Origin of the sequence: Amycolatopsis sp. NBC_01480 (genome assembly GCF_036227205.1) — a bacterium.
Classification (GTDB): domain Bacteria; phylum Actinomycetota; class Actinomycetes; order Mycobacteriales; family Pseudonocardiaceae; genus Amycolatopsis.
In genome coordinates this window covers 7,561,213-7,574,314 of record NZ_CP109442.1, presented here as the reverse complement: position 1 = coordinate 7,574,314, position 13,102 = coordinate 7,561,213, and the positions used below count along the sequence as shown (strand labels likewise).

At 70.7% G+C, this 13,102-nt stretch carries 10 protein-coding genes; 4 read left to right on the top strand and 6 right to left on the bottom strand.

What is annotated here, in order from left to right; genetic code table 11:
* Positions 1–17: 17 nt before the first annotated feature.
* Genes OG371_RS35800 through OG371_RS35780 form a run of 5 tightly spaced genes read right to left on the bottom strand, consistent with a single transcriptional unit; the run spans position 18 to position 5,820 of the window.
* The gene (locus OG371_RS35800) at positions 18–2,318 is read right to left on the bottom strand and encodes an ABC transporter permease (protein ID WP_329060085.1); all 2,301 of its coding nucleotides are present in this window, start codon (positions 2,316–2,318) and stop codon (positions 18–20) included.
* A complete protein-coding gene (locus tag OG371_RS35795) occupies positions 2,315–3,025 on the bottom strand; it encodes an ABC transporter ATP-binding protein (RefSeq protein ID WP_329060084.1) in 711 nt (236 codons plus the stop codon). Before OG371_RS35795 ends, OG371_RS35800 begins: the two co-directional genes overlap by 4 nt.
* Before the next feature lie 26 nt (positions 3,026–3,051).
* Positions 3,052–3,576: a PadR family transcriptional regulator gene (locus OG371_RS35790; protein ID WP_091618087.1), complete on the bottom strand. Its 525-nt coding sequence runs from the start codon at positions 3,574–3,576 to the stop codon at positions 3,052–3,054.
* Between the two features lie 59 nt (positions 3,577–3,635).
* Complete coding sequence (locus OG371_RS35785) at positions 3,636–4,592, bottom strand: amidohydrolase family protein (RefSeq protein ID WP_329060083.1); 957 nt, start codon at positions 4,590–4,592, stop codon at positions 3,636–3,638.
* A gap of 22 nt (positions 4,593–4,614) precedes the next feature.
* Positions 4,615–5,820: an amidohydrolase family protein gene (locus OG371_RS35780; protein WP_329060082.1), complete on the bottom strand. Its 1,206-nt coding sequence runs from the start codon at positions 5,818–5,820 to the stop codon at positions 4,615–4,617.
* A 306-nt stretch (positions 5,821–6,126) separates the two neighbouring features.
* Here OG371_RS35780 and OG371_RS35775 point away from each other — a divergent pair, with 306 nt between their 5' ends.
* The 4 genes from OG371_RS35775 (at position 6,127) to OG371_RS35760 (ending at position 11,535) form a co-directional block, all read left to right on the top strand.
* Positions 6,127–6,633 carry a 2Fe-2S iron-sulfur cluster-binding protein gene (locus OG371_RS35775; RefSeq protein WP_329060081.1) on the top strand — a complete coding sequence of 169 codons (507 nt, stop codon included), beginning with the start codon at positions 6,127–6,129 and terminating at the stop codon, positions 6,631–6,633.
* A complete protein-coding gene (locus OG371_RS35770; RefSeq protein WP_329060080.1) occupies positions 6,630–7,610 on the top strand; it encodes an FAD binding domain-containing protein in 981 nt (326 codons plus the stop codon). The genes OG371_RS35775 and OG371_RS35770 overlap by 4 nt, the downstream gene beginning before the upstream one ends.
* Positions 7,607–9,883 carry a xanthine dehydrogenase family protein molybdopterin-binding subunit gene (locus OG371_RS35765; RefSeq protein ID WP_329060079.1) on the top strand — a complete coding sequence of 759 codons (2,277 nt, stop codon included), beginning with the start codon at positions 7,607–7,609 and terminating at the stop codon, positions 9,881–9,883. The genes OG371_RS35770 and OG371_RS35765 overlap by 4 nt, the downstream gene beginning before the upstream one ends.
* Positions 9,884–10,104: 221 nt before the next feature.
* Positions 10,105–11,535, top strand: a complete 1,431-nt coding sequence (locus OG371_RS35760; RefSeq protein WP_329060078.1) for a glycoside hydrolase family 28 protein — start codon at positions 10,105–10,107, stop codon at positions 11,533–11,535.
* Positions 11,536–11,596: 61 nt separating this feature from the next.
* Here OG371_RS35760 and OG371_RS35755 read toward each other — a convergent pair whose 3' ends face one another.
* The gene (locus OG371_RS35755; protein WP_329060077.1) at positions 11,597–12,769 is read right to left on the bottom strand and encodes a glycoside hydrolase family 88/105 protein; all 1,173 of its coding nucleotides are present in this window, start codon (positions 12,767–12,769) and stop codon (positions 11,597–11,599) included.
* Positions 12,770–13,102 lie beyond the last annotated feature (333 nt).

Below are 13,102 nucleotides of genomic sequence, written 5' to 3'. Positions count from 1 at the left end.
ACCAGCTTCCCCGGGCGCTACTCGGTCCGCATCGAAGCGAGCCGGGCCGCGCCGCGCAGTGACGGGAGCGTCACCATGGTCACCAGCAGCACCAGGACCGCCGCGGCCGCGCTCAGCACCCCGACCGCCAGCCAGTCGACGGTCACGGTCGCGCGGGTCAGGCGCGCGCCGAGCGCCCCCACGCCGATCCCGGCCACCACCGCGGTCACGATGCCGAGCAGCAGCGGGATCGCGTTCTGCCACACCACCGACCGGGCCAGCACCCGCACCGGGACCCCGGTCGCGGCGAGCATGGCGATGGTGCGCCGCCGTTCCCGCAGCTGTTCGAGGCCGAGCACCAGCAGGCTGACCCCGGCCAGCAGCAGCGTGAACACCGAAGCCGCGAGCAGCCCGGCCCGGATCGCCAGGTACGCGCGCTGGCTGCTGCTCAGCTCGACCGGGTCCGGCACGTACAGCGAGGCGTGCCAGGCGAACGGCGCGAGCGCGTTGCGGGCGGCCTCGGCGTAGTCCGGATCGGACGAGTCGGCCTTGACGTTGCCGGTCGCCCAGACCTGGCTCAGGTCGAGCCCGGCCACCGCGCCCGGGGTGACCATCACCTCGGACGCGCCGGCGTGCCGGGCGTTGTCCGGCACGGTCACCGGGATCAGCTCCGGCACCGTCCAGGTGCCGAGCGGGCGCCGGGACTGCTCGTAGTAGCTGACCGCATAGGACTGTCCGGAGTGGACGGAATCCGTGGCCTGCCGGTCCTGGTAGACGGCGCCGTCCCGGCAGTCCTGCAGCGCGGCCAGCTCCCGCCAGGTGGCGCAGTCGGCCACCTGGACCCCGTACGACTTCGTCGGGTCCGGCCCCTGCAACTCCACCGATTGCGCCAGGTTCAAGGGACTCACGCCCGGCAGCTTCGCCAGCGCGGCCGTCACCGCCGCACTCGTCGAGGGGTCGGTGTCCACCGACATCTGCGTGTCGTCGCGCTGCGGCAGCGGGCCGGGGTCGAACGCGTGGGCCTGCCCGGCCAGCAACGACTGCAGCGCGATCGCCCCGGCGAGCACCACCGCGAGCCCGGCGACCACCCGGGCCGGGGTGCCGCTGTCCAGCTGCAGCCGGCGGACCGCGAGCTGGAACGGCGGCCGTCCGCCGGACAGGCGCGCGACCGCGCGCTCCAGCAGCCACGGCAGCAGCGCGGGGACGCCGACGAGCAGGCAAGCCACCCCGCCGACGACGGCGATGGTCGTCAGCCTGGAGCTGTCGCGCACCGTCAGCGTGCAGAGCACGGCCACGCCGGCGAGGATCGGGATCAGCCGCCACCACAGCCGCCGCTTGATCGGCTTGGTGCGCCGGACGACGCCCAGCGGCTCGATCGCCGTGCCCCGCAACGCGGCCAGCGTGCTGAGCACCGACAGCGCGGGCACCGCCAGCAGGATCAAGACCACCAGCGGCCACGGCGGCGCGACGTCCTCGACGAACAGGCCGCCCTGGCGCACCTGCACCGACGGCGCCAGCTGCCGCAGGGCGAGGAACGCCCCGGCGCCGAGCAGCAGCCCGGCCGCCGCGGTGACCAGAGATTCGGCCGCGGCGATGCGGCGTACCTGCGGCAGGTCCGAACCGACCAGCCGGAGCGCGGCGAGCCGCCGGTCCCGCTCGGCCCCGGCGATGCGCGCGGACGTCGCCACGAACACGAACACCGGCGCCAGCAGCGAGACGATGCCGATGATCAGCAGGGCCAGCAATCCGGGGTCGAGCCCGTCCGACCCGCTGGGCGCGCCGAAGGAGTAGACCTGCTTGCCCAGCAGCGAAGCGTCGGTGCCGACGTACGCGCGCAGGTCGTCCGGATTGGCCAGGCCCGGCCGGCCGAGGGTGCCGGTCACCGGCCCTGGGAACCTCGGCCGCAGCAGCGTTCCGGCGTCCGACTGCAGCAGTTCGGCGAGCGCCGGGGAAAGGATCGTCTCGCCGGGCGCGGGAACCCGCGCCAGGCCCGGCGGCAGCGGCGACGTGGGACCGTTCGCGTGGACGTAGCGGACCGAGATGTACTGGCCCCGGAAGTACGTCTGGTCGTCGCGCAGGGACAACGGCGTCACCCCGGCCACCGGGGCGCCGGACGCCACATTGGCGAGCTGGCGGCTGTCGCGCTGGGCGATCGCGTGGTTGGCCGAGGCCGCGAACAGCAGCACGGTGACCGCGACCCCGACGCCGATCGTGCCGAGGACCAGCCGGGCGATCGCGGTCCCCGAGGTCCGGCCGCCCCCGACGGCCAGCCGGATCCCCAGGGCCAGGTCGCCGGTCCAGGCGGCGAACCGCCCCCGGCGCCGGGTCGTAGCGCTCATCGCGGCACCCGGACCGATTCGGCGGCAAACCCGACCTGCCGCGATTTCCCGTCCCGCACCACGATTTCGCGGTCGGAGTAGGCGGCCACCCGCGCCTCGTGGGTGACCAGCAGCACGGCCGCGCCGGTCTCCTTGGCCGCGGCGACCAGGAGCCGCATCACGCGCTCGCCGTTGAGCGAGTCGAGCGCGCCGGTCGGCTCGTCCGCGAACACCACCCGCGGCTCGGTCACCAGCGCCCGCGCGACGGCGGCCCGCTGGCCCTGGCCGCCGGACACCTCGCCCGGCCGCTTGTCCGCGATGTCGCCGACCTCCAGCCGGTCCAGCCATTCGCGGGCGAGCTTCTCGGCCGGCCCGCGCCGCACGCCGTCGAGCCGCATCGGTAGCGCGACGTTCTCCAGGCAGGTCAGCTCGGGCACGAGCTGCCCGAACTGGAAGACGAAGCCGAAATCGGTGCGCCGCAAGGCACTGCGCTCGCGGTCCAGCATCGACGAGAGCACCCGGCCTGCGTAGCGGACCTCGCCGCCGTCCGGCTGGACGATCCCGGCCAGGCAGTGCAGCAGCGTCGACTTCCCCGAGCCCGACGGGCCCATCACGGCGACGACCTCACCGGCGTACAGGTCCATCCCGGCGCCGTCGAGCGCCTGGGTGGGTCCGAACGATTTGCGCAGATCGACGGCGCTGAGCAGCGCGCCCCCGGTCGGTTCCATGAGATTCCCCTGATCGGTGGTGGTGTTCACGGCTTCAGCTGTCCCGCCAGCTCGTCCAGCCGGGCCGCGGTGAGCTCCAGCCAGCGCAGGTCCGCTTCGAGGTGGAACAGGGCGTGGTCGCAGATGAGCTGGTCAGCGAGGTCACCGTCGGTCTTGCGGGTGGTCAGCCGCCGCATCGCGCGCAGGTGCTCGGCACGCTGCGCGTCCAGCACCTCGGTGGCGCTCCGCCCGGACAGCAGCGCGAGGACGACCTTGGTGTACAAGGTGTTCTGCAGGTACAGCGACGGGTTCTCCGGGGTGCCGAGCCACTCCGCGACGTTGGTCACGCCGGCGTCGGTGATGGCGTACCGCTTCCGGTCCGGGCCGTCCCCCGGCTCGATCCCCTTCTCCTCGACGAGCCCGTTGCGCAGCAGCCGCGACAGCGTCGAGTACACCTGCCCGTAGTGCAGGGGGCGGTCTTGGCGGAAGCTCTCGTCGTAGAGCCGCTTGAGGTCGTAGCCGTACTTCGGCCCGCTCTCCAGCAAGCCGAGCAACGTGTTCGCAATGGACATGCGGAGCAGACTACACGGGGTGTACACCTCGGGTCTATACACCCCGTTTATAGAATATTTTACGAGGTCAGGAGCGTCCGGGCGTTGTTCGTGGTCTGCGTCCGCCAGTCCTCCGGCTCCAGGGCGTCGAGCTGTGCGAGGGTGCCGAGGACGACGTCGCGCGGGGTCCAGGCGTAGTCGCTGCCGTAGAGCAGGCGCTCGGGCGCCGCGATGGAACGCAGCGCGGCCAGCTGCGTGGCATTCGGCGCCCCGGCGAGGTCGTAGTACAGGCGCTTGAGGCTCTCGAACACGCTCACGCCGCCGGTGCCGGCTCCGGTGACCGCGCTGATCAGCTCGACCCGGTCGGCGAGCAGGGGCAGCACGCCGCCCATGTGCGGAACGATCACCCGGAGGTCGGGAAAGCGCTGCGCGGCACCGGAAAGCACGAAGTCGACGATGGTGCGCGCGGTGTCGAAGAGGAACTCGAGCATCGGCCGCGGGCGCCCGCAGTCGACGTGCTCGTGCCCCTCGGTCGAGGTGGGGTGCAGGAACAGCACGGCGCGGCGGCGGTTCAGCTCGGCCAGCAGCGGGGCCAGCCGGTCGTCGCCAAGGTAGGCGCCGCGGCTGTTGGACATCAGGATCACGCCCGCGGCGCCGAGTTCGTCGAGCGCGCGGGCGGCCTCGGCCAGCGCGCCGTCGGTGTCCGGCGCCGGCAGGCTGGCGAACAGGCCGAACCGGCCGGGGTTTGCCCGCACGATCTCCGCGCCTGCGTCGTTGACCTCGCGGGCCAGGTCGCGGGCCGCCGCGGCGTCGCCGAAATGCACCCCGGGCGAGGAGATCGACAGCACCGCGGTCGCGATGCCGGCGCGGTCCATCAGGTCGAGGTGCTCCCCCGCGTTCCACCGGGGCCAGTAGTCCGCGGGCATGCCGTCCGGCTCGCGATGCCCGGCCGCGCTGGCGGCCTCGATGTAGTGATCGGTGGTGAAGTGCGCGTGCACGTCGACGAGACCGTCCGCGAACTCGGTGTGGTCAACCATGATCCGGCTCCTTTCGGCGGGTTCAGGCGGGGGTGACAGCGGCCAGGTCCAGGCGGACGCCACCTCGCCAGACTGCCCGCAAGGACAGCGTGGCGCCGATGTTCGCCGTCGGGTCGCCGTCGACCAGGATGAGGTCCGCTCGGGCGCCGGGACGGATTCTGCCCCGGTCGGCCAGCCCGAACCGGGCCGCGGGCACCGAGGTCGCCGCGTTGAGGGCGGCCGCCGGGGTGAATCCGGCCAGGACGAGCAGGCGCAGCTCGCCGTGCAGGCTCGCGCCGTGCGCCATCCCGTAGGCGCCAAGGTGGGACGCGTCGGTGCCGGCGAGCACGTCGACACCCGCAGCGTGCAGCGCGGCCACCGTGTCCAGCGCGTAGCGGAACTGCTCCGGCTGCTGGAAAGCCCAGCTCCGCGAGAGGTTGTCGAGCCATTCCGGCGACAGCTTCGGACGGACGCGGGCGTCGGCGGCGAGGTCCGCCCCGTCGCTCCGGCCGGTGATCGACGCCAGCGTGCTCAGCGTCGGGATGACGAACATCCCGGAGTCGGCGATGCGCTCGATCAGCTGGGGCGTGTGCGGCTGGTCCACGAACAGGTGCGTGAGGCCGTCGGCCCCGGCGTCCAGCGCGATCTCGGTGGCGGCGACGGTCAGCGCGTGCGCGAGCACCATCTTCCCGCGCTCGTGGCCGGCGCGGACGACCGCGTCGACCAGGTCCGGGGCGAGGGCGGGCAGGGAGGTGCCCAGGGTGTGGCCGTCCTCGATCAGGACCTTGATGTAGTCCGCGCCCTCGGCGATGCGGCCGTCGACGAACGCCTGGGCCTCGCCGGGCTCGGTGACCGTCGGCCAGTCCGGGTCGTTCTGCCCGCCGCGGAGCTGGTGCGGGTGCCCGTGGGGCGTGGTGAGCCCGAACGAGGAGCTGCGCACGTCGGCGAGGTCGGCCGCGGTCGCGACCTCGGCGCGGAGCGGGATCATGGTGTCGGGCATGGAAGCCAGGTCGAATTCGATGGTGACGCCGAACGTCAGCGCCTGCCGGAGCGCTGCTTCGTCGGCGTGGGTGTGCGCGTCGATCAGCCCGGGGAGCAGTGTCGCGCCTGCTCCGTCGACGACCTCGGCGTCGTGCGCCTGCCCGCCTCCGATGCTGCCGATAACCCCGCCCTCGACCACGACGTCGACCGGTTCCGTGAGGCGGCTTCCGTCGAACACCCGGACGTCGGCCAGCACCTGCTTGCCCATGACGGCTCCTCGTGTACGTATCCATATATACTGGTTCGTAGTCACGTTAGCAGAGCGGTGCGCTGGTCGCCAATCGCCGGCGTCAGGCCATGGAGCCAAGGCCACACTCGAACAGCGGAAGACTTCAGCATGCCGACAACAAACCGTCCACAATGGACCGGCCGAGCGCGCGCCGCCGTGCCGTCGATCCCCTCGCCCGGCGTCCGCTTCGGACCCGCGGCCCACGTCGTGGTGGACAGCCTATCCGCCACTTGCTACAGTTTTGTCGGATAGGTTATCCGTCAACGTGCGGTGAAGGAGCCGGCCGTGTCCGTCCTGATCAATGGTGTCGCGACCGAGCTCCCGCCCGACCCGCGCGTCTCGCTGCTGGACTTCCTCCGCGAGCGTCTGGCGCTGACCGGCACCAAGAAGGGCTGCAACCAGGGTGGCTGCGGCGCCTGCACGGTGCTGGCCGACGGCGTGCGCATCCTCTCCTGCCTCGCGCTCGCGGCGCAGTACGACGGGCGCCGGATCACCACGGTCGAGGGCCTTGCCGACGGCGACCGGCTCCACCCGCTCCAACGGGCGTTCATCGAGCACGACGGCTTTCAGTGCGGCTACTGCACTTCCGGCCAGCTCTGCTCGGCAATCGGCATGGTGGCGGAGGCGGAACGCGGGGTGCCCTCGCACGTCACTGCCGACGTCACGGACGGAAAGGTCGTGCTCACCGCCGACGAGATCCGCGAGCGGATGAGCGGCAACCTGTGCCGCTGCGGCTCGCACAACGGCATCATCGGCGCCATCGCGGCGACCTACGCGCAGGAGTCTTCGTGAACCCCTTCACGTACACCCGGGCCGCCCACGCTGACGACGCGATTCGGCTGGCCGGTGAGGGAAACGCGCGTTACCTCGGCGGCGGCACCAACCTCGTCGACCTCATGCGGGAGACGATCGAACGCCCGGCGGCGCTGGTCGACGTGACCGGCCTGTCCGGCACGATCGAGGAGACCGCGGACGGCGGGCTGCTGATCGGCGCGGCGGCGCGCAACACCGCCGTCGCCGAGCATCGTGTGGTACGGACCCGATTCCCCGCGCTGAGCCGGGCGATCGTGGCCGGGGCGTCGGCGCAGATCCGCAACATGGCGACCGTCGGGGGCAACATCCTGCAGCGCACCCGCTGCTCCTACTTCTACGACGAGAGCGGCTCCCGCTGCAACAAGCGCCAACCAGGACAGGGCTGCGACGCCATCGGCGGCTTCAACCGGATGCACGCCATCCTCGGCGCCTCGCCGGACTGCGCCGCCACCCATCCCTCGGACCTGTGCGTCGCACTGGCGGCCTTCGACGCGAAGGTGCACCTCCGGAGCGCGGACGGCGAACGGACGCTCCCGCTCACCGAACTGCACCGCCTTCCGGGCAACCAGCCCGAAAAGGACACCGTGCTGAGGCCCGGCGAACTCATCACCGCCGTCGAGGTGCCCGCTCTCACCGCGGCCTCGACCTACCGGAAGGTCCGCGACCGGTCCAGTTACGCGTTCGCGCTCGTCTCGGTCGCGGCGGCGCTCCGAGTGGAAGGCGGGGTGGTGAGCGACGTGCGGATCGCCCTCGGCGGGGTGGCCCCCAAACCCTGGCGCGCCTGGACGGCCGAAGCCGCGCTCCGCGGTGGTCCGGCCACGGCGAGGCAGTTCCACACGGCTGCCGAGGCGGAACTGGCGGACGCGGTTCCGCTGCGGGACAACGCTTTCAAGATCGAACTCGCCCGGCGGACCATCACGGCTGTCCTGACCGGGCTCCTGGGAGACCCCCGATGACGGCACTGGGGCTGGCCCCCGACAGCTGGGGACCGGAAAGCACACCGGACCCGTTGATCCAGCATCGGTCTCGGCTGCTCGGCAACGCGGTGTCCCGAGTGGACGGACCGCTGAAAGTACGCGGTGAGGCCACCTTCGCGGCCGATTTCCGGTTCCCCGGCATGGTCTACGCCGCATTGACCTTTGGCACCATTGCCAAGGGGCGCGTCACGGAACTCGACACCGCCGCGGCCGAGGCGGCGCCCGGCGTGGTCCTGGTGATGACCCACCGCAACGCGCCGAAGATCACGCCGCTGCCCGAGTGGTACACCGAGGGCAAGGCCGTGGCCGGGGACACCCTGCCAGTCATGCAGGACAACCGGATCCACTGGAACGGCCAGCCCATCGCCCTGGTCCTCGCCGAGACCCCGGAGCAGGCCGACCACGCCGCTTCCCTGATCCGCGCCGCTTACGCGACCGAACCGTCGGTCACCTCCTTCGAGCAGGCCAAGGCCGCCGGCCTCTCTCCCGCGTTCCACTATGGACAGCCACTCACGACCGAGATCGGGGACGCCGAGGCGGCGCTCGCGGCCGCGCCCGTCCAGGTTGACGAGACCTACCGCACGCCGCTCCAGAACCACAACGCGATCGAGCCGCACGCGGTCACCCTCACCTGGGACGGCGACGAGCTGATCGTCCACGACGCCAGTCAGGCGGTCGTCCACACCGCCTGGTCGCTCGCGCACGCGTTCGGGCTGCGGCCGGAGCAGGTGCACGTCAGCTCGCCCCACGTCGGCGGCGGGTTCGGGGCCAAATGCGTGTGGTCGCACCACATCCTCGCGGCTGCGGCGGCGAAGCTTTCCGGACGGCCGGTCCGGCTCTCCCTGTCCCGTGAGGGGGTCTACCGCTTGGTGGGCGGGCGCGCGAACACCGAGCAGCGCGTGGCGATCGGCGCTCAGCCGGACGGTGGGTTCGACGCCATCGTCCACACCGGAGTCATCGCCATGACCCACCACAGCCCCGTTCCCGAGGGTTTCATCGCCTCGACGCGGCACCTCTACGCCGCCGGGAGTTTCAAGCTGGCGGTCGAGGCGGCCCACCTGGACATGCTCGCGCCCACTTTCATGCGGGCGCCCGGTGCGGCCGTCGGCTCGTTCGCGCTCGAGTGCGCGGTCGACGAGCTGGCCGAGCGCCTCGAACTGGACCCGATCGAACTCCGCATCCGGAACGAACCGGAGCGAAATCCGACCTCCGGCGTGCCCTTCTCGTCCCGGCACCTGGTGGAGGCCTTCCACGCCGGGGCCGAGCGATTCGGGTGGGACCGGCGAAACCCGCGGCCGGGCACGCGGCGCGAGGGCGAATGGCTGCTCGGCCTCGGGGTGGCCGCCGCGTGTCACCCGTACGTCCGGCTGCCGGGCGGGTCGGCGCGGATCACCCTGACCGCGGACGGTCACGCGACCGTCGACGTGGCCGCGCACGAGATGGGCATGGGCACCGAGACCACCACCGCGATGGTCGCCGCCGAACGGCTCGGCCTCGGCCTGGACCAGGTCCGGGTCCGCTACGGCGATTCGCGGCTGCCCGGGTCCATTATGGCCGGTGGGGCCCAGCAGACGGCCGTGATCGGCGCGTCCATCGGCGCTGCCCAGCGCGAGCTGGCGGCCGAACTGCTCAAACTGGTAGGCCACGACTCCCCGCTCGCGGGATTGACACCCGACGAGGTCGGCAGCTTCGACGGCGGGCTCTGCCGCCTCGACGAACCGAGCCGGTCCGAGAGCTACGCGTCCATTTTGGACAAGGCCGGGATCCCCCAGGTCGCAGCGGAGGCGACCGGCGCACCGTCGCTCGAGCTCGCGCACTGGTCCATGCACTCGTACGGCGCGGTGTTCTGCGAAGCACGGGTCAACGCCGTCACAGGCGAGCCCCGGGTCAGCCGGCTCCTCGGCTCGTTCGACTGCGGCCGGATCCTGAACGCCAAGACCGCCGCGAGCCAGTTCCGCGGCGGCATGATCATGGGCCTCGGGCTCGCGCTGACCGAGCGGACGCAGTTCGACGAGCGCACCGGCCGGATCATGAACCCGAGCCTGTCCGAGTACCACGTGCCGGTCCACGCGGACGTCCCGGAAATCGAAGTCCTGTGGAGCGAGCTTCCCGACCCGCACGCCCCGATGGGCGCGCACGGCGTCGGCGAGATCGGCATCACCGGGGTCGGCGCGGCAGTAACCAATGCCGTCTACAACGCGGCGGGAAAGCGCATTCGCGATTTGCCGATCACCCTGGACAAGCTCTGGTGACTCCCGTAATCTGAGCCTACCGCCGTCCGACAATCCCGATATTTTTGACGGACAAGGCGGTCTCAGTGAATGCTTCGAAGATATCGACGAAAACCGGCCTGCGCGCACTGGCGGGCAGACGACTGCTGCGTGGAGGATTGCTGCGCGGCGGGCTGATCACACTCGCGGTAGCGGGGCTCGCGGTTACCGGGGCGACTGCCTCGGCCGCGGCACCAGGTGCTATGACCCCAGCCCAGGAAAGCGCGCCGGGTGCCACCTTCAACGTGCGTGACTACGGGGCCAAGGGCAACGGCTCGACCGACGATTCCGCGGCCTTCGACAAGGCCGTCACCGCCGCGTCCGCAGCGGGCGGCGGCATCGTGGAGGTCCCCTCCGGCACCTACAAATCCGCGCACACAGTGCACCTCAAGAGCCACGTGACGATCCAGCTGGACGCCGGCTCGACCATCACCGGCGCCAGCGGGAACTCCTACGACCAGGCCGAAGCCAACCCGTACGACCAGTACCAGGACTACGGCCACAGCCACTTCCACGACGCCATGTTCTCCGGCGACGGCCTCACCGGCATCGGGTTCACCGGCTCCGGCACCATCGACGGCGGCGGGCACCTCATCACCGGCAACCCGAAGTCCGGGCAGGCCGACAAGATCATCTCGCTCACCCGCTGCTCCGGGCTCACGCTGTCCGGCATCACCCTCAAGCGGGGCGGGCACTTCGCCGCGCTGATCAACGGCTGCACCGGCGTGACCTCGGACAATCTCACCATCGCGACCTCGGGCGACCGCGACGGCTGGAACATCATCAGCACCACCGGCGTCACCATCACCAACCCGCACATCAGCTCCAACGACGACGCGCTCGTGTTCAAGAGCGATTATGCGCTGGGCAGGAAGCTGCCGAACGGCAACGTCAAAGTGACCGGCGGTCAGCTCCAGGCCAATTGCTGCAACGCGCTGATGTTCGGTTCCGAAACCTGTGGTGATTTCACCGGCTATTCCTTCGACGGCATCACCATCACCGGCGCGCACAAATCCGGCATCGGCATCGTCTCGATGGACGGGGCGAAGATCTCCGACGTGCATTACCGGAACATCGCCATGTCCGGCACCTATTCCCCGGTGATGATGAAAATCGGCAGCCGGAAACGCTGTGGCGGAAACCCGGGCGTCGGCTCGATCAGTGGCATCACCTTCGACCACGTCACCGGCAGCTACACCGGCAGCGGCTCGTTCTCCCCGACCCTCTGGGGTGCCGACGCCACCCACGAGGTGCACAACGTGACCTTCACGGACGTCAACCTCACCGTCCCCGGCGGCAACGGCACCATGTCCACCGACGTGCCGGGCAACAAAGCCACCGACTACAACCCGAACAGCATCGGCACCCGCCCGTCGTACGGCTGGTACCTGCGCTACGCCGACGGCATCACGTTCGCCGGCAGCTCCCTGAAGTTCGGCAAGGACGACGGCCGCCCGGCCGCGATCGTCAACCACAGCTCGGACATCACGTTCCGGGACCTGACCGTCCAAAAAGGCGCGAAGAGCCCGTTCGACGTCGGCTTCCAGTCGGTGCAGGGCTACTGCCTCTCGGGCAAGACCAGCACCGGCGGCGACCTCCGGGTGAACGCGACGGACTCGTCCGCCACCTGCTGACCCCGCACAGAGAAGCGGGCCCCTTCCCGTGGTGGGAAGGGGCCCGCTTCAGTGCAGTAGCTCAAGTGGTGAACTGCTCGTTCATGATGAGGAACGCACCGAGGCCGTGGAAGTCGTTGGTGAGCCGTTTGCGGCCGTAGTAGAAATCGAGGTCGCCGACGTTGGTGCCCTCGCAGATGTCGGCGAGCACGGTGAGCCCGTCCGAGCCGACCGAGACCTTCTGCAGCACCCCCGCGTAGCCACGCTGGGCGACCGCGCCGTAGGACGCGGGCAGGTAACCGCGCTGGACCCCCCGGGAAAGCGTGAAGGCGTACATCGACGACGCCGAGGTCTCCAGCCAGTTCTTGCTGTCCCCGCCGCGGTCCACGACCTGGTACCAGCGGCCGGTGGCCTGGTCCTGGTAACGCTGGTAGCCCTCGGCCAGGAAGCGGACGATGCCGATCAGGTCGGCGCGGCGCGGGTGCCCGGCCGGCAGCACCTCGAGGATGTCGATCGCGGCCATGCCGAACCAGCCGATCGCCCGCGCCCAGTGGTAGGACGAGTGCTTGCCCGGCCCGGTGGCCCACGGCTGGGTGCCGCTCTCGTCGTAGGCGTGGTAGATCAGGCCCTTCGCCGGCTCCTTCAGGTGGGAGAAGTAGACGTCCAGGTTCTTCGCCGACTCCTCGAAGCTGTACTGCGGATCGTGGAAGACCTTGCCGTACAGCGCGAGGAACGGCTGTGCCATGTAGACGCCGTCGCCCCACAGTTGGTGCTCGCGGCTGAGCGCGTGCCACATGCCGCCGTCGCTCGTGCGAGGGTAGCTTTCGAAGCGCTTGCGCAGCTGGCCGGCCGCCTTCTGGTACTTGGCGCGGCCGGTTTCGGTGTACAGCAGCGGGAGCAGCTGGCACGCGCGCATCGAGTCCAGGCTGGTGAAGCTGTTGGAGATGCCGTCCTCGGTGATGAAGCGGTCGTACCAGGCGATGATGTAGTCGAGGTACTTGCGCTCCCGGGTGCGCTGGTAGCACAGGTACTGCCCGTAGAAGTACAGGCCGAGCGGATAACTCCAGCCGCCGATCGACGCCGGGGTGTAGCGCTTCATCGTGGAGTCGATGACCGCGCGCGACCAGTCCTTCGGCGCGGCCGCCGACCCGCTGGCCGCCCAGGCCGCGGCGCCGGGCAGGGCGAGGGCGCCCACCGCCCCCGCCGCCCCGGCCAGTACCGCTCGCCGGGACACGGCCCCGGGAAATTCGGGCATAGGGTTGTCCTTTCCTGGTGGGTGAACGAGAAAAGGCGGCCGGGATGCCGATCCGCCGTCCGTCGGCATCCCGGCCGGATCAGGGGCGCCCGCGCCGGGAGCGGGCCGCTGGGAGAGTGGTTCGCCCTCCACCGAGAGGTCTACTCCCCCGTGGAACAGGCCGTCAAGAGTGATCGGATGTCTTGTCTCATATATTAGATACTTTCCCCGGCAGCTCTGACGCCCGGTGTAACGATCCAGAGAGCGCCCCCCTGATCCGCCATCGGAAGGAATCTTTACGAACTCGGCGGGAAATCCCCGCCGAAGGCTGGCGAACGGCGGCCGCGGGCTTTT

What these genes read in the sequence shown, in the direction of transcription:
- OG371_RS35800 (WP_329060085.1), bottom strand. Translation starts at nt 2,318, where the DNA reads ATGAGCGCTACGACCCGGCGCCGGGGGCGGTTCGCCGCCTGGACCGGC.
- OG371_RS35795 (WP_329060084.1), bottom strand. Translation starts at nt 3,025, where the DNA reads ATGGAACCGACCGGGGGCGCGCTGCTCAGCGCCGTCGATCTGCGCAAA.
- OG371_RS35790 (WP_091618087.1), bottom strand. Translation starts at nt 3,576, where the DNA reads ATGTCCATTGCGAACACGTTGCTCGGCTTGCTGGAGAGCGGGCCGAAG.
- OG371_RS35785 (WP_329060083.1), bottom strand. Translation starts at nt 4,592, where the DNA reads ATGGTTGACCACACCGAGTTCGCGGACGGTCTCGTCGACGTGCACGCG.
- OG371_RS35780 (WP_329060082.1), bottom strand. Translation starts at nt 5,820, where the DNA reads ATGGGCAAGCAGGTGCTGGCCGACGTCCGGGTGTTCGACGGAAGCCGC.
- OG371_RS35765 (WP_329060079.1), top strand. Translation starts at nt 7,607, where the DNA reads ATGACGGCACTGGGGCTGGCCCCCGACAGCTGGGGACCGGAAAGCACA.
- OG371_RS35760 (WP_329060078.1), top strand. Translation starts at nt 10,105, where the DNA reads ATGACCCCAGCCCAGGAAAGCGCGCCGGGTGCCACCTTCAACGTGCGT.
- OG371_RS35755 (WP_329060077.1), bottom strand. Translation starts at nt 12,769, where the DNA reads ATGCCCGAATTTCCCGGGGCCGTGTCCCGGCGAGCGGTACTGGCCGGG.